This is a genomic window from Asticcacaulis excentricus CB 48 (assembly GCF_000175215.2).
GTDB classification, from domain to species: Bacteria; Pseudomonadota; Alphaproteobacteria; order Caulobacterales; family Caulobacteraceae; genus Asticcacaulis; species Asticcacaulis excentricus.
The window spans coordinates 48,894-69,381 of record NC_014819.1 but is presented as its reverse complement, the minus strand read 5'-3'; the positions used below and the strand labels follow the sequence as shown (position 1 = coordinate 69,381).

The following is a 20,488-nucleotide window of genomic DNA, read 5'->3' as shown; positions in this document are numbered from 1 at the left end:
CGATGACCGGGCACGTCAAAACAAGGAACTGCCCGATGAACCTGTCCCTCTTTACCGCTGCACCCAAACCCCTCGACGAAGCGACCGCCATCCTCGGCGCTGGCCGATCGGTGTTTCCGTCGCTCACCCGTGGGCGCAAGATTGAGGCCGGTCTGATGCGCGACATCATGGCGTTTGCCTTTGGCGGCTCCGACGCCGATGGCCACTGGACATGGAAACAGGCCTATGAGGCCATCGAAGTGGCTCAGGTCATCAACGCACGGCGCATCAGTAGCCAGATAGGGCGGCTGGAAGACGCTCCGATGGAAACTGTACGTCTGCTGGCGTCGTACGCCGAACTGGGTATGACCCATAGCCGCCGCTCAGAAGAGCAGGTGGAACTCGACCAGTTTTCGACGCCACTGGAAATTGCGGCCCTTGCGGTTCTGGCCGCGCAAATCCGGCCGGGCGATCAGGTTCTGGAGCCATCGGCCGGCAACGGCATGCTGGCGGTCATAGCCGAGGCCGCGGGCGGGAAGCTTCATCTCAATGAACTCGCCCCGACCCGCCACGGGACGTTGAAAGGCCTGTTTCCTCAGGCCGGTCATTCCGCCTTCGATGCGCGCCAGTTGAAGGATCGAATTTCGACCTCTGGCAGCTTTGACGCCGTGGTGATGAACCCGCCGTTCACCGGTCTCGACGACCACCTCCGGGCCGCCGTCGCTGCCCTTGCTGACAACGGTCGGGTCGCCGCCATCGTCCCGGCGGGCTATTTCGTCAGCCCCGAGCTGAAGCGACTGGCTGCCGACTTTCAAGTCGTCAGTCTCATCATGCTGCCCGCAAACGCCTTCTACAAACACGGTACCTCGGTTGATACCGGCCTGATCGTGATCGATCGGGCGACAGGTGGCGCCGGACTACCGGATTTGGTTGTGTGCGAAACGCTGGATGACGCCGTCCGCGCCGCGCAAGGCGTCGCGCCACGCGCCAACGCCAGGCCCCGCCTTTTCCGGACGGTGGCTCCGGCGGTCACTGATGCCCCGTCGGTTCGACCTCTGGCTTCCGGACGTTTGCGCTTGCTGTCATCAGTTGGCGACCTCAGCTACACGCCTAAGGCCTGGTCTGGCCAGACGCGCGACGTGGGCCTCTATTCAGCCTATCAGGTGTCACGGTTTGTTCCGGATCGCGAGCGCCCACACCCGGCGACCCTCGTCGAGTCGTCCGCCATGGCCACGACGCCGGCGCCTGAGGTCACCTACGTCCCGCGCCTGCCCGCCGCATCCGTCGCCAGCCACATCTCCGAAGCCCAGCTTGAAGTGGTCATCTACGCGGGCCAGGCGCATTCGAAGGTGCTTCCGGGGCGCTGGAAGCTCGATGAGGACGCTCAGGGCTTCTCGTCGGTGAAGGAGGACGATGAAAACGGGTTCAGATTGCGCCAGGGCTTCTTCCTGGGTGATGGCACCGGTGTAGGGAAGGGCACGTCGGTCTCTGCCGTTATCGCCGAGAACATGGCACAGGGGCGAACGAAGGCCATCTGGGTATCGAAGAACGATACGCTTATCGAAGATGCGCGTCGCGACTGGATCTCCGTGGGCGGCGATGCCAATGATATCGTCGGCCTCTCGACCTATAAGTTCGGCACGCCCATCCGTATGGATCGGGGCATCCTGTTTACAACCTACGCCACGCTCCGGCAGGCCGCGCGCAACGGCAAGACGTCGCGTCTCGATCAGGTGGTCGATTGGCTCGGCAGTGATTTCGAAGGTGCGCTCGTCTTCGATGAGAGCCACGAGATGGCCAACGCCGCCTCTGGCAAGGGCACTCGGGGGGTGAAAAAGGCTTCCCAGCAGGGTCTGGCAGGCCTTCTGTTGCAATATCGGGTACCGAATGCCCGCGTCCTTTACGTCTCCGCGACGGGGGCCACCGAGCCCGCCAATCTCTCATACGCGCCCCGACTGGGTCTTTGGGGCAGCGTGCAAGCCCCCTTCCTCACACGGGAGGATTTCATGAAGGCCGCCGATGAAGGGGGCATTGCCTTTATGGAGCTTGTGGCGCGCGAACTGAAGGCCAAAGGCCTTTATCTGGCGCGCATGATCAGCTTCGAGGGGATCGAGATTGATCCGCTACGCCATGTGCTGACCGAGCAGGACGTCGCCATCTGGGATGCGTGGGCGGCCGGTTTCCAGATGATCCATCGCAATCTGGACAAGGCACTGGAAGCCACAAACATTGTGGGTGCAGAAGGCACCAATTCCGGCCAGCACAAGGCCGCCGCCAAATCCGCCTTCGCATCGACCAGCCAGCGCTTCTTCAACGCGCTGCTGTGCGGCCTGAAAGCGCCCACGATCATCCGGGATATGGAAAAACAGATCGAGACCGGCCACTGCTGCGTCGTTCAGTTGATTTCCACCAACGAAGCCTCGATGGAACGCCGGCTGAACGAGGTGTCGCCCGCCGACTGGAACGACCTGAATATCGACCTCACGCCGCGCGACTTCGTGACGGAATATCTGTCGAATGCTTTCCCCGTGCATGCCATGCAGGAAGCCGAGGACGAAAACGGCAATAAGACCGTAAAGCCGCTTCTGGACGCGCAGGGGAGGGCGATCGTGTCGCAGGAGGCGCTGGCCTTGCGCGAGGACGCCCTGTTGTCGCTGGCTCTATTGCCCGCCGTGCCGGGCGCTCTGGACGCTATTCTGCACCACTTCGGACCTGAGAAGGTCGCAGAGGTCACCGGGCGCTCCCGACGCGTGGTGATGAAGAACGGCAAGCAGGTACTGGAGCGCCGCGGTGCAACCGCCAACAAGGCCGAAACCGATGCGTTCAACAATGGCGAAAAACTGATCCTGTGCTTCACAGCGGCGGGAGGTACCGGCCGCAGCTATCATGCCGACCGGAGGTTCGCGAACACGCGTCGTCGCTGCCAATATCTGGCTGAACCCGGCTGGCGCGCTGACGTCGCCATCCAGGGCATCGGCCGGACGCATAGGACCAACCAGCTCCACGCCCCGATCTTCCGCCCGGTGACGACCGACATCAAGGGCGAGAAGCGGTTCCTCAGCACCATCGCGCGCCGTCTCGACAGTCTGGGTGCCCTGTCAAAGGGTGAACGCCGGTCGACGTCCAACGGCATGTTCAAGGCCGAGGATAGTCTGGAAAACGCCTTCGCGCGTCGGGCTCTGGTCTCCTTCTTTCAGGCCATGGATATGGGGCAAATCGAATGCATGTCGCTTGCCGAATTCGAGGACAAGACAGCACTTCAACTCCGCGACGGGGAAGGGGTCATCAAGTCTGCCGAAGACCTGCCGCCCATTTCAACCTTCCTCAATCGCCTGCTGGCCCAACGCATTGATGACCAGAACGCCCTGTTCGAAGCGTTCGAGTCACGCCTGCGAGGCATCATCGAAAAAGCCGACGCGGCCGGCACGATCGACAACGGGGTTGAAGACCTGGTTGCCGACGAACTGGAGCTGATCGATAGTCGCGTGGTGCGGGTCGATGAGACCGGTGCCGAGACACAGATGATCGAGTTCAAAGTACGCCACCGGCGGGACCTTTACGACCTCGACTATGCCCGTCGGGTCATGCGCGACAATCTGCGTCGTGCCAGTCCCATCACCAACGCCAAGTCTAATCGGACTGGGCTTCTCGTGACGGGTCTCACCACGACTGATGACAAGGATCAACTGGTGCCGGCTGTCCGTATCTATCGTCCCGACGGATCGCGCTCATTGGTGGCGCTATCGATTTACGAAGAGTCGAGCTGGCAGGAGACCGAGCTTTCCGCCTGGGAGGGCCTCTGGGCCGCCGAACATGCGGGGCTCGATCCGTGGGACACCAACCGTCTCTATCTCGTCTCCGGTCTGCTCCTGCCCGTCTGGAAGCACCTGTCGAAGGGGCATACGCGCGTCAAGCGACTGAAGTCGCCTTCAGGGGAGCGCTGGCTTGGGCGAATTCTCAATGAGGGGGAGGGGCTGGCATTCCTGCGGGTGCTCGGCCACGACGTCTCCCGATCCATGCCCAATACCGCGCACCGCTGTCGCGAGCTGGTTATGGACGAACGCGCTTCGCTGTCCCTGTCGCCCGGGTTATTGCTCAAATCCGTCCGGTTCATGGGCGAAAAGCGTCTGGAGGTTGCTGGCAATCGCGCCGAATTCCCCACCTTGCGGTCCCTCGGTTGCGTCATCGAGCTTCTGCACGGTGTGCCGCGCGTCTTCGTTCCGGCCAATGACGACGTACTGACCCGGATCATCGAGAAATACCCGGTCACCGACGTCGCCATGTGATTGTTGTACCGGCGGTGAGTGCGGCGGGCACAGGGAAGGAGGAAGGAAAGGGACATCGAAGGCGAGCCTCCACGGGGAGGTGAATGAAGTAGATTTCCAGATGAAGCCTAACGCCCTCGATACCCTGCTCGCCGAACTCATCAACCGTATGGATCAGGGCGAACTGCCCTGGCGCCGACCGTGGAAGAACCAGGCTACGCCCCAATTGCCCACCCGGGCAGACGGGCAAACCTTTTCCGGAACCAATCTATGGATTCTGGCCATGCAAATGGCCATGCATGGCTGGTCCAATCCCCGGTTCTACACCTTCAACCAGGCAAAGGATCTGGGCGGTCATGTCCGCAAGGGCGAGAAGGGGTGTCCGGCCATTCTGTACAAACAGACCGCCGTCGACCAGGCCGATGGCGACGATCCGAAGATCCTGCGTTTTCTCAAAAGCTATGTCTGCTTCAACGCCGAGCAGATCGAAGGCCTTCCCGACGACTGCTATCTGGTCTCTGAGGCGAAGGCGGTCGATCCCGACGCGGTCAATGCCTTCTTCCGTAGCATCGAATTCAAACTGATCCACAAGGGGGACATGGCGTTCTACAATCCGGAAAACGACCAGATTGTTATGCCAAATCCGGCACAGTTCGAAGATTTGGACCGATACAATGCCACCCTCGGACACGAACTGGTCCACTGGACAGGCGCGAAGAATCGGCTGGATCGAAAACTTGAGACCTATCGCTATCATGATTGCCGGGCACGGGAAGAACTTGTGGCCGAGTTGGGCGCCTTGCAGCTGGGGCTATTGATCGGCCTGCCGGTCGAAGAGAAGCTTTTCGACAATCATGCGGGCTATCTTCAGTCGTGGGTGCGTCTACTCAAAGATCACCCCGGTGAACTCATCAAGGCCAGCGGCCAGGCCTCACGTGCAGTAGACTTTCTCTTCGCGCAGAGCCAGCGCACCGCGCAGCCCTTGCCCGTGGCCGCGTAAAAGGCGTTTCGGTTGAGGCGACTTTTGTTATGATCCCCATGCGTTGCATGGGGATTTGTCGCGCTGTGGCAAAATGCTAATTCCCAAGGTTAGGGGTCTATACTAGAAACGCAGCGCGCTGTTCGGCTCGGGCGGTGATTCCGTCCGAGTAAGTGAATCTGTGTCCGACGCCCATTTTTTTTAGAAATCATCCTCAATGGACCTCGCTAAACTTCGAGAGTGGATAAAGTACACGCGCGATACCGAAGGGGTCAGCTGGTATCTTCGCGACGTGACGAAGACGCTGGAATTCAATCAGATTTTTAGCCTCATCGTATATAGTGACTCAGGCGAAGTCGCTCACTCGGTAGAGTTCATCGAACCCCGTCGCGGGGTAATCCCGGAGAAGTTTCTATCGCGCATCGCCGACGCCCGCGAACACGCAGGGCTCAATTCCGGCTTCGTCTTCAGCCTGAAAAACGACGCCACCCGCAATGCCGCAGAGATTTTCCGGCAGCGCCGCAGCGACTGGCTGAGTGAGGGCAAGCAAGCCTGGCTGGCGATGCATGTGGCCGCAAAGGGCTGAATCCCCTGGGGTGTCGGTCGCGTCGCGCGGCCGCCCGGACAGCTCGGTTTATGCCAGAACCCACCGCGGCGAACCGGTGTGTAAGGCGGGGAGTCGGGACGCCCCGTAGCCGCAATATCCGGCGGCGACGCCAATCACTGGTCTCGGATAGCGCTCGCGCTCGCTTCAATGGATCAACGGCCGGCAGGATTGCGTCGTTACCTCCGTCAGCCTGTAGGGTAGGGCATGGTTGAAGCCTCGCATACGCCCTGCATCCAGCCCCGGTGCCACCGGCATATGGGGCAGGTGAGATGCCGTCGTGTCTCACCGTGCATCCGCGTGTCCAAAGCGCGTCGATCCCTCATGCAGAGAGATATCATCATGGCCAGGGTTTTCGAGAGGCCGTTCAAGGGCATCACCCTCGATAAACAGGTGACCCACCCCAAAATCATCGTCGGTCGCTATTCCGGCTACTGTCACGGACACGGTTTCGACGACTGTGCCCGCCTTCTGCTGCCAGATGAGCATGCGGACAAGCTGCGTATCGGCAGCTTCTGTTCCATCGGGTCCGGTGCCGCCTTCATCATGGCGGGCAATCAGGGCCATCGGCATGACTGGATCAGCACCTTTCCGTTCTTCTGGATGCGGAACGTCCGGACCTTCACAGGTGCGGCCAACGGATATCTGCCCGCCGGAGACACCGTAATCGGCAACGACGTATGGATCGGGTCGGAGGCCATCATCATGCCATGCGTGTGTCGTTGAAGGGGCGATCATCGGAACCCGCTTTGTCGTGCCCCGCAATGTGGAGCCCTATATGATTGTCGGAGGCAATCTCGCCAAGCGCATCGGCCAGCGCTTCGATGATGAGGCCGTGGCCATGCGGCTCGAACTGAAATCGTTGGACTGCCGGAAGCGGACCTGCAGCCCGTTATGGCACTTGTGACCAGTGGGGATGTTCAGGCGCTCTATCGGCATTGGCAGGATCGCCTCCGACCGGGGTGACATGTGCGAGCGTGGAGTGTCCCGACATCCCACCTATCGATAGCGTGCGGTCGTGATGTCGGGTCCAGCTTTTGCGTTCGGCAGGCCACGGCCGTCATACAGCGCGGTCCTTGCCACGCGTACAGGTGTGCGGCGCTGAACGGTGCCGTCGACCAAGACTTCACCTGCCGAAGCCGAGGCGGAGCGCTGGTTTCATCTCTGAGTCAAACGAGGTTTAGCGTCTCGCCCGCGTGTCCGGGTCGAGGAAACCGGAGGGTCTTAGGTTCGCTCTCCGATCTGGCTCTTATCTCTGAAGCCCTGCCACCGCTTCGTGGCTCAATCGCACAAGGGGCAGGCGCTTCGCTTGTCGCCTGCGGCGACCCCTTGTGCGCGCCCCTGGCGGCGGACGGTCGGGTTCAGGGGCCAGATCGCATTGGCCTCACCGTCAATCGGTTTCCTTCATTCGACCTTTAAGGATCACGCTCATGTCTCTTTTCGCCGCTGACACCCCGTCCTACGACTTCATCGTCTCGCAAACTTCCGATCCGCGCCCCTTTCCGTCTTATGGGGAAGTGGAGCATCTGGGTCGTGTCCTCATCACCGAGATTATCGACACCTTCGGCAAGGACGCGCTGGAGGAGCACGCCAGCATGATCGCCCACTGCATCATCGGCGGCATTCACGCGGCGCAACAGCGTATCGAGCGCGAATATGACCGCGCCACCCTCGAACTCAACGGCCTGCACCGTGAATTCGACGGCTCTGAGGTCAAAGACACCCAGATTCAGGACGCCACCGAAAAGTCCCGCTATTTCGAAGCCGTTGCCGTTGTGCTGGAGACCTTCCGCAAGCAGGCCGAGCTGACTTACGAAGTTCAGACCGGTGACGTCTGGACGCCCTATCGCGGTTCGGCCTCAAACCGTCTGACCACCTACGCCGTCATGGAGGCCGGTGAGACCCTGCGCCGTAAGCGTCAGCACGCCCAGAAGGGGGCAGAACCGACCGCGCGCTACGTTGTCTTCCGCGGCGTTCAATCGGCCAACACGCAAGCAGATGCCGAACGGATATTCGCGGCGCTGAACTATGCGCGCTCGCAGTGCCCGGACATGCAACTGGCCTGCACGGGTAATCTGGGTTCAGAAAAGATCGCGATGATGTGGGCCCGGTCTAACAACGTGATCGTACACAAGGCGGATTTCTCGAAAGCCGCCGGTCGCCGCGCCCCGTTCGTTGCCAACGATACCCTGCTGGCCCTGAAGCCGGTCATGGTCTTCTACATGCCGACTCCGGTCAATCCAACCAATGCGCAGGATGCCGAGCCGTCGGGTATCGTTCTGAACATCTCGCAGAAGGCATCGGAGCGCGGCATTCCGGTCTTCAAGGTCGCCGCCAACGCAGCGAAGGTAGCGGCCTAAGGGCCGCAGCCCCCGCTTCACGGGGGCATCTTCCCAATCTCTCTCTGTAATCAAAAGATTGACATTTTTGGGTTAAAATCCCAATTATAGACCCTGGGAGAGTGCCATGTTGTATAAGATTGAGATCGAAAACTTCTATTCGATCAGAGAAACGCAGGTTCTCGACCTGACCGTAGCGGCAAATGTGCCGGACTCCGATGGCCGATTTGCCGCAGTCTATCCGGGGTCTGAGATGCGTGTTCCCAAGGTGGTGGCCATCTACGGAGCAAATGCGTCAGGGAAGACGACGATCCTGCAAGCCCTCAGCTTCGTCACCGCCTTCATTTCAGCCTCGGCACTGCCCGAAATGAAGAGCATTCGCGGATACCCGTTCAATGATGAAGAGTCGGCAATGTCGCCGACACGTATAGCTGTTGAGCTCGGCGCCGTAATGAACCCGCATTTCGAAGAGAACGAAGAAGACCCGGAATACGGTCTGTTACGCTACGAGCTCGTCGTGCAGATGAAGGACGGTCAAGTCGATCATGTGGTGTCCGAGACCCTCCAGCAACGCCCGCAGGGGCGCGGAAAATGGGTGCGCGTGTTTGAACGCGTAGGGGAAACGCTGACGGATTCCGTGACGTTCAGGCTTGGCACGAAGTTTCGTCATCTCATTTCCACGCTTCGAGCCGATGCGTCGGTGATCTCGTCCTTTAGCTACTTCAATTTCCCGCCGGCAGAATTCTACGCAAACATTGCGCGACAGGTTTTCACCAACCTCGGCGGCCTGGCGATGACGGTTGGTGAGACCGATCTGATGACCTTCCTGCAGCGTAGCCCCTCTATGCTTGCCAAGCTCAATCGCGATCTCAGCCGGATTGACGTTGGCATCGAGCAGTTGCGCATCGAGGATGTGCCCAATCGCGGACCTGAGGCACGCTTTAAGCATAGTGGTCACGGTCGCGAATTGCCCTGGCATCTGGAGAGTCAGGGTACGCAGGCCTTCGTTCGTTTGTTCCCCCTATTGACGATTGCGCTGGATGAAGGAGCCGTAGCGCTGGTGGACGAGTTCGACACGCTTATCCATCCTCTGGTCCTTCCGGAGATACTGAGGTGGTTCTACGACAATGAAACCCGAAACCGGGAGGACGCGCAGATCTGGATGAGCTGTCACTCGGCGACCTTGCTTGAATATCTGGTTAAGGAAGAGGTGGTGATCGCCGAGAAGGACACTGGCGGTCGCACATCCATCTATTCGCTAACCGATGTCGCGGCGCGGGAAGACAAGGAGGCCGTCCGACGCTCGGCGAATCTGTACAAAAAATACCTGTCGGGTGCGTTCGGCGGTGTACCGGTGATTGGCTGATGAAAAAGCAACAGCGAGAGCGCACGCGCATCCTGGTCGGGTGTGAGGGCGAGTCCGAGATTGGATATGCGGTTCACCTTCGGCGGCGCGCAGACGAGAAAGGTTTGTTTGTCCATATCGATCCGCCGAAATTACGAGGCGGTGACGCCCTGGCGCGTTTGGAATGGATGGAGGACTACATCGCCAAGGAAGAGGCGCGGCGGGACCCCTTTGAGCACAAATACGCTCTCCTCGACACCGACCAGAACCGCCTGACCCCGGATCGGGCGGATAAGGCGCGCCGTCTGGCCGAGCGCCTGGGTGTCACCGTAATCTGGCAGGACCCGACGCACGAAGCCCTTCTCGTTCGTCATTTCGAGGGCCATACCACTCGTCGTCCACCGTCGGCCGCCGCAGCAACCGCACAACTTGAAAAGCTCTGGGGCGGTTACGCGAAGGGCATGACGGCAATGGACTACATGCGCGCGTTGACTGTGGAGCATGTGGCGCGCGCCGGCGACGTCGAGCCTGATCTATTGTCGCTACTGATTGCGATTGGCCTGGTCACCATCGTAGATGAGGCTTAACCACCCCCAAATGCTAAAAGACCCTGGCTCCGTTAAGAGTCAGGGCCTTCCATCCGCTCTTGAGGTCTTTTCCTATTTTGGTCGGGAAACCTCTCGTTGGTGGTTGATTTAACGATACGCGGTTCAGCGTAATCATGCTATGCAATATCCCATACATGGATGACAGGCGCGCATTGAGAACGCTCGTTGCGGTGGCGCGTCCGGCCGGTGGCCAGACCGGGCTCGTCGCAGGTCAGCCCCGCTTCGCGGGTCTTCGCCTTCGGCCTCGATCCCTCGCGCACGCGTTGGAAATGCCATCGGTAAGTTCCGCCCGTCTCCCCCCGTCACCGCTGGTCGAAAGAGAAGGTGAGGGCGTTCGACCAGCTCGTCCCGGAAACGAAGGGGGCGAGTAATGAGGCGTAAACCGTTCCGCCTTGCCCCCCGGCCGAAACGGGATTACAATGTAATCCTCTGTGGGAGACCCATCATGTCCGTCATCACCCATCTCAAGAAATCAGGCAACAGCCTTGCCCTTCATATGCCGAAGGACTTCACAGCAGCGCATAATCTGACACCGAGCTTGCGCTTCCGGATGGACTTCATCGACGGTAAGATCGTCGTCGAGCCTTTCCATATGCCCTCGGATGAGGAGGCAGAACATAACAGGCTCTTTGACGAGTTGACGTTCGGCATGTCGCCCGACACCGTCGATGCCTCTCTCCTGAAGGGTAAACCGCGCGGGGAGGAGTTGCTTTGACTGACGACAACGCGCACTTCATCCCCGATGAAGGTCACGTCGTCTACACAGATTTTGATCCCTCAGCCGGGCATGAGCAACAAGGCAAACGCCCGGCTGTCGTTCTTTCGAAGCAAGCCTTCAACAAGAGTGGCATGATGATCTGTGTGCCGATGACGACGAAAATTCGCAACATGGGCTGGGAGGTTCCCATCACCTCGCTCAAGGATGACAGGCCATCCGTCGCCCTCGCCAATCAGGTTCAGACCATGGATCTCAACGCCCGCGGTGCGGAGTTGGTGGGCAGGATCACGTTGGATGAGTTGTACCGTATCCGCTACATCGCCCGCACCTTCTGCGGATTCGTGCCTGCCGGATACCAGCTTCCGAAACGCGGCTAAACGACAGGCGTTTCAAGGCTCTATCGAACGCGTGTCGAGTGTGTGTGGGAACGCGATTTCGACGGCCCTGTCCCGGTCGTCTCGAAAGACGAAGGAAGGGACGGCCCGATTGAACCTGCGCAAAGGAGCAAGATATGGGCTGGACCTTCCTCTATTCCCTCAACGGAAAAACATCGAAAGACTATCTCGACGAAACCCTCACCTGGGAGAACGAAGGTGTGAAGGCGCGCCCACTCAAGTCGGCAAAGGTGGGAAGCGTCTATTACGCGGCTGTCGAAAGTGTGAGCAAACCGGAGGGGAAGCGTCAGGTCTGGGCCGCGGTCGTTCTGACCAAGTCCTGTCCACGCGCCAAGGATGGTCTGGTCTTCGGATACAAGGACATGTGCGAGGACATGGGGCCGGTGGCATCCAAGTGCCCTGCCGGTATTCTCGATTTACTGACCGAGACCGACAGTGAATATGCGCGAAACTGGCGCGAGCGGTGCCGCGCCTATACGAAGACAAAGCGGAGCGGTAAACCTCCGGCGCCCGGCAGTCGCTTGAAGTTTGCCGAACCCATTCCATTCGTTGACGGGACACGGCACACCGAGTTTACGGTGGTTCAGTATTCGCGCAGAGGGCGGATGCGTACCGTCTATCGGGCGGCCAATGGCGGCCTCTATCGAATTCCGAAGATCAGCGAGCGGCAGTTCGAGGTGGTTGCCGTATCTGAGCCCGCGAATTGATCGCTCAGCCCCCTATGGGATCGCAATTGCTTTTTTTAGGGCTTTCGGCCGTAGTATCGAAACAGAAGATAGCCATGACCGACATCATTTCCAAAGCGGCGTTTGCAAATAGCATCCCTGCCGAGCTCGCGCAGGAGGCCGGCCTTGTCGATCACCAACAGCTCGTTCGTTTCATGGAAATCCATGAAACACTCGCCACGTCCGAACTTGTCGACATCACCGACATGACCGACGCGCAACTCCTGGCGATGCTGGGTTAGGCTCTTTTAAATGTCCGAGCCTCTGAATACCCCCACCCCTTTGGGATGGGGACGGACGGTCGCGTCATGGCCGATACCAATGCCGCTGGACCGATGCCTGTCTTGGTACGAGATGTAAGTATGGCAACGGTTTCATGGGCGGTAGGCACTAGAAAAAGGCGAGCCAGCCTGAGCGACAGACATCGGCCCCGCAGACAGCTGAAAAGAAAAAGAGAGGTCTTCGGAAGGCGGATTTAACGCCTGAAGGAGGCCTTTTTCATGTCCCAAGCCCTGGTTGCCGCCGTTTCTCCCATCACCCTGATTCCCGACGAGGAACGCGGAAGCTTCATTCCGAAGCTCTTGCCGGGCGTGCCGCTCATCATGGCGGAGAACTACATCTTCGATATTCTCAGCAATCTGTGCCGCGACTATCGAGGTGGGCTCTGGAACTATTACCGCACCCACAACGGCGCGCTTTACTCGGCCCCGACCGGCTACGGCCAGATGCGATTGATGTGCGACGGCAACTTCTTCGATGACGAGATGAGCGAGGATGCGGCGGGCATCGTCGCGACCCTTTTCACCCTGTCCCACCTGTCGTTTCGCTATCCCTCGGACGCGATTGCGACCAACTACGAAAAGCTGAGGGAGTTCTCTTATCGCCACCCTGAGTCTGTCCTGATTTCCAGAGCCATCGACTGAGGCGAGGGGACAATGCAGAATCAATGGACGCTCGGCTATCGCGCCGGCAAAGGTGGACTGCCGTGCCAGATCCACAGCACCACGGCCTTCCACTTCGGTTACGATGAGGGCTTGAAAGACCGCAACCGATGCGCCTTCAAGGGTTGCCGGGCATTGCCAGAGGCGGACGCGCCACCGGATACAGGCGGTTGGCAGGTCGTTTTTCAGTTCAGGGTGCCCGTCAATGTCGAGGTCGAGGATGATCGGGTCACACACGTGGCCGTTCTCGACGAAACGCCCGTAAGGGATGCGAGAGTTGTGCAAGGCAATGCCGCCTACCTGCCTCAGGCGCTTTCCACCGCCGATGACGGGCAGGATGGGCCCGCTTGGCGGTTTGGGAATTAAGGACAGGGCGCGATCGCGTTTTACATTTCTATGTAGTCTTCCGGCCAGGGCGGGTGCATGTAAACCGCTCTGGCCGTTTTATTTGACTGTCAGGATTTCCACGCTCGCCCCGGAGATCTGCGTTTCATCTCCAGCCTCGCGGCCCAGAAGCGCCCGCGCCAGCGGTGACACATAAGAGATCTTGCCTACCTTAGGATTGGCCTCGTCTTCGCCGACGATCTTGAAAGTCTGGACCCGGCCATCGTCGCGCGCAATCTCGACCGTGCATCCGAAGACGACCTTGTTCGCATTCGCTACGGGCGCAACGGGCTGGGCAGAACCGAGGCGGGCCGTGTAGTAGCGCAGATCGCGCGTCGCGCGGGCCATGGCCGTACGATCCTGGCTGACCGTGTCACTGGACTGGGCCGCCTGATACGCAGCCTTCGCGGAGGCAAAGGCTGCTTCCAGTTCGGCGAGACCTTCAGGGGTCACCAGATTGGGATGCGGCGAGATCGGCCGATCAGGCAGGTCAGCCGCGGTGGCCTCAAGGTCTTCTTCTCGTGTGAACGCCACGCTCATCGGTCACCTTCAGGCTTACAAACGTCAAACGGGCGTCCTCGCAAAAGGACGCCCGCTGCATGCCGCCGGATTCGAGGGGGGGGGGATGATCCCGGCGACAACTTCTACATAGGCGAAGATTCGTTCGAAATCACGGCGGCGATCATCACAAAATCGTCAGAAATCGATTGGGCGACGTAAAAAGTCGCAAGTCCTTTAGCGCGCAGGCTTGGGCACACGTAGGGTGCAGCGTCCGACGTGAATGTCCAACCCGCCCAGTTGACTGCGTGGCGAACAGCGGCATCATCCCTCAATGAGCGCACGAAATCCGCATTTTGCTTTTCAGCATTTGGTCGAACTGATGTCTGCCCATGCCGCGCAGTCGGCTGCGGGCACCCCGGTCGATCGAGTAGAGGGACGGCTCGTTCACTCAATCGACTTGGCGCGCTGCGCGGGTTTATCGCATCTCACCCTGTGGCTTGAACGCAGAGATTTCCAGTGGCTGTGCAATGCTCGTGGCCTCGATCGGTTGAGTACGGCCGCCGCCTGTATGGTCGTATGCGATGTACCGGTGAAACGGCTCAAGGCGGGCTACGAGAGCCACGTCACCGGCCGGTCACCAGAAGGCGATGAAAAAGCCTTTCCAATTATCCTCGACCCCAGTTGCAATCCGGGCTTCAATCAGAGGGTTGTCTCCGAAGAGGAGAAGGTAGCTATGTTGGAAGGTCTTCGGCGTCAAAGCTTCGAGCAGGCACTTAGAGGCTTCGATACGCGAACGGCCAGCCGTCACTAGACGATGTATCGAAATGGATGTGAGGGGAGGCGCGAGGCTGCAAGCTCACGTCGGGATGCGCACAAAAACCAAAGGGAGCCTTTCGGCTCCCTTGGCACGTAGCTCCCATATGGGAAACGGACACCCGAAGGGCCGCAAGTAGTGTCTGTATAGGCTTCTAAGCCTCAAATGTCAAGTTGAACCTACGAACGGTATAACCTTGCGATCCGTAACGCTAAGCTGGCGGTTCTTCCTCTGGTACCACAGGTAGCCATTCAAATAGCCGTTTGAGCACAATATTGAACTCTGCTTCCGGCAAACGCCTGCGGCCCCCTTTTTGTGGTGACAATCGACTGACTGCTACCGTCGTCGGCTTATCGCATATGGCCCATGATTGGGTCCCGTCAATGGTCGTCGCCAGTTCGACCGCCCATTTATTGCCAGGTTGAGGCTGGGAGGAGCAGGGGATGACAGTAATCGCACCAGATAACGCGTTACGGTAGCTAACCACGATAACAGGGCGTCGCTTCCAGAATTCGGGGAGTTGCGCATCCTCAGGAAAATCGCACCAGAACAGATCCCTGATCGCAGGCACAGCCTTCAGGCGAGGAGGCACTCTTGGCGGTTTGATCTCTTCGGGGGGTACGTCTTCGGTAGTCATTAGTGTCCATCCAGCGAATGGAGTTACCGATATCAGGGTTGAGCCGCCCGACAAGCGTAAAAGCTGAAGGTCTAGTGGACCAAATCACTCTCGCCGGGGCTGCGACATAGGCTGCCTCAATGCCTGTGTCGAATATCGCCGGTTGGGGTAGCCGCATTACCCAACGTCAAGGGATCGAAACCTTATGCGGCAATTGGATAGCTTCTCGGACCGCCTGCGGATAATCGCGGTTGCTTGTGTGGTCAGCGCAGCGGTCCGAAGGCCCCGGTCTCTCTAAGGGGCATTCGTGCTATCTACGCAATCGAAAATCCGACATCCTCATCACGCGTTTATTTCTTTGCCGCTATCCCGGAACTATCGAACCGGGGTGACGGCCAAAGCTCCTACTATCGATAGAGAAAGCCCCTGGGAGAGAGACCAGGGCTTTTTTCGTTTGATATCTAAACGTCGAACGCTTGTGTAAACGCGGCCAGTTCATCCAGCGCGTTGCGACGATGAGCGCTGTTCTCTGTCTGTGACTGAAGGACGTGATGGAACAGGTCCAATGCGAGCGTCAGATATGCCGAGTCGATCGCAACCTGCCCGTTTGATGCGGTGATCAAGACCGTCTTATCAGGCGTTTCGCGCAACAATCCCAAGGCCTGATCGGCCTGCGCTGCGGCGGCAGTCGCATTCCGGCTGAGATCGATTGTCTTAATCATGGCAATACCTCCTTTCGCCGCCAGTCTGTCACTTTATCCGGACTGCAGCAAATTGACGCACTGAGCTGCGCTTACCGCCATGGTGGGCTGCAGTTACCTTCAAGGAAAAAGGGAAGGGTCGGGCAGGCGTCTTTAGCCAAAAGGAGCCTGACATGACCGATTATCACTCCACGAGCGTTGTCGATCCCAAAATTCCGCTGAGCGATATGAGCCCGCTGGAGCTGTTCCTGCTGACACAGTTCTTCCAGTCCGATCTGGAAGCAGAAGGCCTGTTTCTGTACGCAGAGCAATCAATCGACCACATGCCGACCGTCCTCGTAGGTGCCTTGCGTCAGGCCTATGCCGATAGTCTCGCCTTCGAAAGCCAGATCCTGCCAGCGGTCAGGCTGTGGCTCGACGAGGTGAGTGACGCCGATGCCGACTCGGAGACCGATTTCGATCTCGACGCGCATCTGAACACCTATCCCTACGAGGTGATCCTTCAGGATATTGTCCGTCGCTCGCCCACCCTGTCTTACCTCACCGTCGAGGTCGCCCACACCTGCACCAAAATGCGTCCGGATGGGTTCGGTGGGAGCGCCACGCTGATCCATGCCGAAGGCATTGAGTTCCAGAGCACGAGCGGCTTACTGGAAATGGCCATCTCAGCCTTGAAACTGCAGGACTGTCCCGCGGCCGGCTAAACTGTGCACGGTCGCTCCAGATCCGATCCTGGGCTCATCCCTCAGACCGCGTTTGCCCGACCACGATCAATCACGCCAGGTCTATCCCAGCCGCGCCGGGGCTCAAGGGCAAGCCCTTCTCCACTCCGTTTCGACCCTTCGGGTGCGCCCCGGCTCTCAGGCCGGGAAATCCCTCAGCATGATCGCGGTAAAGCCGCGAGCCCGAGGGGATGAGCCCCGAGGGTCAGGTTAAATGGAGCTACCCATGAAATGCAAAGTTCAGCTGATCGGCCGCCTCGGTGCAGACCCGGAAATCACCACCCTCCCGAACAGCGCCCAGGTCGCCAATCTGTCTGTCGCCACTGAAGAATACTGGAAGGACAAGCAGGGCCAGGCCCAGCGCCGTACCACCTGGCATCGCGTCAAGTTCTGGTCGGAAGGCACGATCGGCTTCATCCAACGCAATATGGCCAAGGGCCAACTGGTCGAAATCGAAGGCGCCTTCCGCTACGAGGAGTACACCGATCGCGAGGGCGTGAAGAACAAGGTTCCTGTCATCAATGGCACGAACATCATGCCGCTCTCCTTCAACGATGGCCAGCCCAGCGAGCAGGGGGCCAGCGGTGGCGCGGGCAACGACCACGACGACATTCCGTTCTGACTGTCACAGCCCTCCAGCTTCGGTTGGAGGGCATTCTTTTTGGGAGAGATACTATGGCATTTCCGCTTTCTGTCGGGATGGGTGAAGAGGACGGTCCAGATACCGAGGGGTGGGCGCATATTCTTGGCGCTGCCCGCGCGGAGGACCATTTCGAAGAGGTCTCAGAAGACTACCGCCTGGAACTGGCCGAGTTTTATGGGATTGCCGAGGCTCAACGCAGGCAAGGTGACGAGTGAACCAGAACGTGCGGTCAGCGGCGCTGGAGGCTTTGGGCCTCCACACCGCGGGCCGTGCATCAGGGCCCTGCTCCGATGGCCGCACCGCCGCTTCGCTAGACGCGGTGCGCGACGAATTGGGCCGCGCAAGGCCTAGCCATCCTACCAGCCATACCGATCCGTCAACGGCGTTGCCGTTTCCCTGCGGTGACATGGCCAGTGCGATTACAACTGCCCGTTTTATCCCAATCTCCGTTTCCTCTGTGTTCCCCATGGTGCCTCAACCCCAACATCTTTCAATATCGGCGTCCCTGCTTTTATGATGGTATCGGTCCGATCTTTCCACAGACCTTTGGCATCGGAACAAAAAGCGAACAAAAGACTCGACTCCGTGGTGAAGCGGCTGTAGGTTGTGGATACATTCACTCCTTCTGGTGCGACCCATGTTTGACAGAATTCAGACAACGACCCCGTGCGTCCAATTGCATGATGGTGCGAAAGTTCGGCTCGATATTCGGGGGCACCGGCGTCCGATTTTCGTCGCTGATCGGTGCGGTCTGCACTATGACATTGCCGGTCAGACCTATGATCTACAGGGCAAGCCAGTCGATCCCTCGGCACCGGCAATCCTCGAAGTTCTGCAGTAGGCAGCGAAGGGCGATCCCCCTTTGCGGGCCGGGCTCGTCGCGGGTCAGCCCCGCTGATCGCGGGTCTTCGCCCTTCGGGCCTCGATCCCTATCGCATAGACGGCGCGCGTAGGTGTTTCATCTGAGGCGTAGCGCGTGTGGCTGATGTGCAGGCCGGCCCGTGGCCTGGGCCTGGCCGCCGCTCGGTCTTCGACCTTCGGGCGCGTCGTGTACCGGCTGGTCGCCGGTACGGTCATCTCATCAATGATCGTCCCAGCGTACCAGATCACCTCCAATGTCAACGGCTGCGCCGTTCCCCCTCGGAAAGGGCAGGCCCTTTCCGGCGGTGACATTCGAGGGCTCCGATCTGTTCCTCGGTCCTATCATCGATTTCGATAGGAAAGGATCACGACCATGCAAACGCAATTTCACCAGACTGAATCCAAGGCTTCTGACGTGGCATTTGACGCCGAACTGGAGGCCATGGTCACGGCTTTGGAACGGCAATGGGCGGCAGAGCGGGAGGCGCGGGAAGCGGCTTTCGTTCGATAGAAACACAAGGCCCGTCAGGACATCTGGCGGGCCTCTTTCTTGTTTTCGAGATGACTTCGACCGCGTCGCTCTTGATTAAGAGTGAGTGCAACACAACTGTTTCATAGTGGCTATCCGCAGCGTTTCGTCCGTTAGAAACCGGATTTTGGTCCGGAACCTTGCAGCGTTTCTCTACCCGGCAGCCACCCCTGTCTGGACGCCCGGCCGTGCCGTTTGGGGAAGACTGTCAGGGGATGATCACACTGATAGACATGGGTTGAAACGAGGGATCCGCAGACGGGGATGAGACTGGAAGACTGACTTTAAACGGACAATCAAGCCGGAGTCAGCTTTCGTCGCTCGACTATCTGCGGAGGCTTTGTAGGGGAAGGGTCGGGTCTTCTCGATCCGACCTTGCCCAATAAGCTTTTGCCGTTTCAATGCCCAATTCCGTCACGTAGCAATCGCTGGGTGTGTCAGAACTGGGAGCCAATAGGCTGAGCTTCATGAGGCCGTTCACACCCCCTGACGCATATGAGAAATCGCTGAGTTCGCCGTCGTCATACCGGACATGCCATCGCGCCCCCTTGCCGGCTTCAACTTTGGAAATCTGACATATTGACCCGGTACCGTGGGTGATCCTTTGGCTCAGACCGGAGGTGAGGATTCCGAGGATCTCCCGGCTACGGGGAGGCAGGGTCTCCCACTCCAATGCACCCCCATATCCGGCGTCCGGCGGGGGGAACATGAGCCATCCTGCACCGACTTGGTAGGCTTGGACAAGGGCTCGCTCGATGTCGCCGATGGTGTTCTGGGACGTCCCGGTTTTTCTTGCCTGGCGGTCATTTGCAATAATCCGCCTCGCTATCTCTTTGAATCGCGCGCGCACTGATGGGTCGATCGATGGGGTACGCATGGCCGGATCGCTATCTCCTGAGCGTCGAAATAATTGAGACTGGACTATTGTAAACCAGCGATTCATCCGATCAGAATTTATACCATCAGGATCCGGTCTTAGGAGAGATTCGGCAAACATCAGCCCGTAAAGTGCGGGCTTGTATGGTGGCTCGGCAAATGGAGCTATATGCGCCCCCTGATGCGACTTTACTGTCTCCAGAGCACATTCCGGCGATCGACGAGGGCCGGCGCCGAAATCTTTCAGATTTCACTCGGATCGCCGCAAAGCCCCTATTCACAAACCCTTAGAGCTGAAATGAAGACCCCGAAACTTGATCAGAAACAGGCCCGAAAATGGGTAAAAAGAGAGGTACACCTGACGCACGGGTGTGGATAAGTAATTGGCGCGAAATCAATGGCTTATGAGGGGGTGGCGTACGACAGTGTGTCGTATCCGAATTTACTTGCCCTTTTCGGGTGGATTCTATAGCCTATTCAGTACCTTAGACCGTGGCCGTTAGCTGACACTTTGTCAGCTGTCTCAAGGACGGCCCCGTCATGCCCCGGGAAAACATCAAGGAACTTCGCGTATATATTCGCGAAGAAACCTACGCCAGACTCGTCGCTCAATCTGAGCAATCCGGCATCCCCATCCGCTACCTCATCCAGAACGCTCTCGAAAAGCACACCGTCGAGGCGCGCGACTACCTTCTGCATCAGTCGGCCCGCTACGCCTACATTGGCGCGTCCATGGCCCTGCAAATTGCCACAAAGCTCCTGCCGCCGGAAGATCTGCGCGGCCGACTGGATCGGATAACCGGCACTTTCACCCAGACCTTCGGATCGACACCCGCGCTTCCTGAAGAGGTGCGCGCCCGGATCGAGACGGCCCAGGATGGCTTCGTGCTCGAATTCGCCCGGCTACTTGAAGCCTACGTCAACGCTGACGAAGCCGCGTAGG

General features: G+C 59.0%; 23 protein-coding genes and 1 pseudogene. 20 read left to right on the top strand and 4 right to left on the bottom strand.

What is annotated here, in order from left to right; genetic code table 11:
• The first annotated feature begins 35 nt into the window (after window positions 1-35).
• The 13 genes and pseudogenes from ASTEX_RS18680 to ASTEX_RS21020 all read left to right on the top strand — a co-directional run bounded on the left by ASTEX_RS18680 (window position 36) and on the right by ASTEX_RS21020 (window position 13,264).
• Window positions 36-4,265, top strand: a complete 4,230-nt coding sequence (locus tag ASTEX_RS18680) for a strawberry notch-like NTP hydrolase domain-containing protein (protein WP_013481195.1) — start codon at window positions 36-38, stop codon at window positions 4,263-4,265.
• Between the two features lie 100 nt (window positions 4,266-4,365).
• Window positions 4,366-5,244 carry an ArdC family protein gene (locus tag ASTEX_RS18675; protein ID WP_041659850.1) on the top strand — a complete coding sequence of 293 codons (879 nt, stop codon included), beginning with the start codon at window positions 4,366-4,368 and terminating at the stop codon, window positions 5,242-5,244.
• Window positions 5,245-5,440: 196 nt separating this feature from the next.
• A complete protein-coding gene (locus tag ASTEX_RS18670) occupies window positions 5,441-5,809 on the top strand; it encodes a hypothetical protein (protein WP_013481193.1) in 369 nt (122 codons plus the stop codon).
• Between the two features lie 360 nt (window positions 5,810-6,169).
• Window positions 6,170-6,793: pseudogene (locus tag ASTEX_RS18665) on the top strand (CatB-related O-acetyltransferase).
• A gap of 464 nt (window positions 6,794-7,257) precedes the next feature.
• Window positions 7,258-8,187 (top strand): DUF2493 domain-containing protein, encoded by a 930-nt coding sequence (locus ASTEX_RS18660; RefSeq protein WP_013481192.1) that lies wholly within the window; start codon window positions 7,258-7,260, stop codon window positions 8,185-8,187.
• A gap of 106 nt (window positions 8,188-8,293) precedes the next feature.
• On the top strand, window positions 8,294-9,532 hold the full coding sequence (locus tag ASTEX_RS18655) for an AAA family ATPase (protein WP_013481191.1): 1,239 nt from the start codon (window positions 8,294-8,296) through the stop codon (window positions 9,530-9,532).
• Window positions 9,532-10,098 (top strand): RloB domain-containing protein, encoded by a 567-nt coding sequence (locus ASTEX_RS18650; protein ID WP_013481190.1) that lies wholly within the window; start codon window positions 9,532-9,534, stop codon window positions 10,096-10,098. Before ASTEX_RS18655 ends, ASTEX_RS18650 begins: the two co-directional genes overlap by 1 nt.
• 466 nt (window positions 10,099-10,564) lie before the next feature.
• Window positions 10,565-10,834 carry an AbrB/MazE/SpoVT family DNA-binding domain-containing protein gene (locus ASTEX_RS18645; RefSeq protein ID WP_013481189.1) on the top strand — a complete coding sequence of 90 codons (270 nt, stop codon included), beginning with the start codon at window positions 10,565-10,567 and terminating at the stop codon, window positions 10,832-10,834.
• Complete coding sequence (locus ASTEX_RS18640; RefSeq protein WP_013481188.1) at window positions 10,831-11,214, top strand: type II toxin-antitoxin system PemK/MazF family toxin; 384 nt, start codon at window positions 10,831-10,833, stop codon at window positions 11,212-11,214. The genes ASTEX_RS18645 and ASTEX_RS18640 overlap by 4 nt, the downstream gene beginning before the upstream one ends.
• 134 nt (window positions 11,215-11,348) lie before the next feature.
• Entirely contained in the window at window positions 11,349-11,939 is a 591-nt protein-coding gene (locus ASTEX_RS18635; RefSeq protein WP_013481187.1) for a DUF6927 domain-containing protein, read from the top strand.
• A gap of 74 nt (window positions 11,940-12,013) precedes the next feature.
• Window positions 12,014-12,199 (top strand): hypothetical protein, encoded by a 186-nt coding sequence (locus tag ASTEX_RS18630; protein ID WP_041659807.1) that lies wholly within the window; start codon window positions 12,014-12,016, stop codon window positions 12,197-12,199.
• Between the two features lie 258 nt (window positions 12,200-12,457).
• Window positions 12,458-12,880 (top strand): antirestriction protein, encoded by a 423-nt coding sequence (locus tag ASTEX_RS18625; RefSeq protein WP_013481185.1) that lies wholly within the window; start codon window positions 12,458-12,460, stop codon window positions 12,878-12,880.
• 12 nt (window positions 12,881-12,892) lie between these two features.
• The gene (locus tag ASTEX_RS21020) at window positions 12,893-13,264 is read left to right on the top strand and encodes a hypothetical protein (protein WP_013481184.1); all 372 of its coding nucleotides are present in this window, start codon (window positions 12,893-12,895) and stop codon (window positions 13,262-13,264) included.
• 78 nt (window positions 13,265-13,342) lie between these two features.
• Here ASTEX_RS21020 and greA read toward each other — a convergent pair whose 3' ends face one another.
• Entirely contained in the window at window positions 13,343-13,822 is a 480-nt protein-coding gene (gene greA, locus ASTEX_RS18615; RefSeq protein WP_013481183.1) for a transcription elongation factor GreA, read from the bottom strand.
• 292 nt (window positions 13,823-14,114) lie between these two features.
• Between greA and ASTEX_RS18610 the strand changes: the two genes are divergently transcribed.
• Window positions 14,115-14,594, top strand: a complete 480-nt coding sequence (locus ASTEX_RS18610; protein WP_013481182.1) for a hypothetical protein — start codon at window positions 14,115-14,117, stop codon at window positions 14,592-14,594.
• A 214-nt stretch (window positions 14,595-14,808) separates the two neighbouring features.
• On the opposite strand, the gene ASTEX_RS20090 is transcribed toward ASTEX_RS18610, so the two are convergent.
• Both ASTEX_RS20090 and ASTEX_RS18605 read right to left on the bottom strand, forming a co-directional pair.
• Window positions 14,809-15,234 (bottom strand): type II toxin-antitoxin system PemK/MazF family toxin, encoded by a 426-nt coding sequence (locus ASTEX_RS20090; RefSeq protein ID WP_013481181.1) that lies wholly within the window; start codon window positions 15,232-15,234, stop codon window positions 14,809-14,811.
• Window positions 15,235-15,674: 440 nt separating this feature from the next.
• A complete protein-coding gene (locus tag ASTEX_RS18605) occupies window positions 15,675-15,935 on the bottom strand; it encodes a hypothetical protein (protein WP_013481180.1) in 261 nt (86 codons plus the stop codon).
• 152 nt (window positions 15,936-16,087) lie between these two features.
• Between ASTEX_RS18605 and ASTEX_RS18600 the strand changes: the two genes are divergently transcribed.
• The 4 genes from ASTEX_RS18600 (at window position 16,088) to ASTEX_RS20415 (ending at window position 18,120) form a co-directional block, all read left to right on the top strand.
• Window positions 16,088-16,618, top strand: coding sequence for a hypothetical protein (locus tag ASTEX_RS18600; RefSeq protein WP_013481179.1), 531 nt, complete (start codon window positions 16,088-16,090; stop codon window positions 16,616-16,618).
• A 244-nt stretch (window positions 16,619-16,862) separates the two neighbouring features.
• A complete protein-coding gene (ssb, locus tag ASTEX_RS18595) occupies window positions 16,863-17,258 on the top strand; it encodes a single-stranded DNA-binding protein (RefSeq protein ID WP_049781798.1) in 396 nt (131 codons plus the stop codon).
• Window positions 17,259-17,311: 53 nt separating this feature from the next.
• The gene (locus tag ASTEX_RS18590) at window positions 17,312-17,494 is read left to right on the top strand and encodes a hypothetical protein (RefSeq protein ID WP_013481177.1); all 183 of its coding nucleotides are present in this window, start codon (window positions 17,312-17,314) and stop codon (window positions 17,492-17,494) included.
• A gap of 422 nt (window positions 17,495-17,916) precedes the next feature.
• A complete protein-coding gene (locus tag ASTEX_RS20415; protein ID WP_144004838.1) occupies window positions 17,917-18,120 on the top strand; it encodes a hypothetical protein in 204 nt (67 codons plus the stop codon).
• Between the two features lie 44 nt (window positions 18,121-18,164).
• On the opposite strand, the gene ASTEX_RS18585 is transcribed toward ASTEX_RS20415, so the two are convergent.
• Window positions 18,165-18,452, bottom strand: coding sequence for a hypothetical protein (locus ASTEX_RS18585; RefSeq protein ID WP_013481176.1), 288 nt, complete (start codon window positions 18,450-18,452; stop codon window positions 18,165-18,167).
• A 61-nt stretch (window positions 18,453-18,513) separates the two neighbouring features.
• Between ASTEX_RS18585 and ASTEX_RS20615 the strand changes: the two genes are divergently transcribed.
• Together ASTEX_RS20615 and ASTEX_RS18575 are read left to right on the top strand one after the other, a co-directional pair.
• Window positions 18,514-18,651: a hypothetical protein gene (locus tag ASTEX_RS20615; protein WP_013481175.1), complete on the top strand. Its 138-nt coding sequence runs from the start codon at window positions 18,514-18,516 to the stop codon at window positions 18,649-18,651.
• Window positions 18,652-20,085: 1,434 nt separating this feature from the next.
• Window positions 20,086-20,487, top strand: coding sequence for a hypothetical protein (locus tag ASTEX_RS18575; RefSeq protein WP_013481173.1), 402 nt, complete (start codon window positions 20,086-20,088; stop codon window positions 20,485-20,487).
• Window position 20,488: the final 1 nt, after the last annotated feature.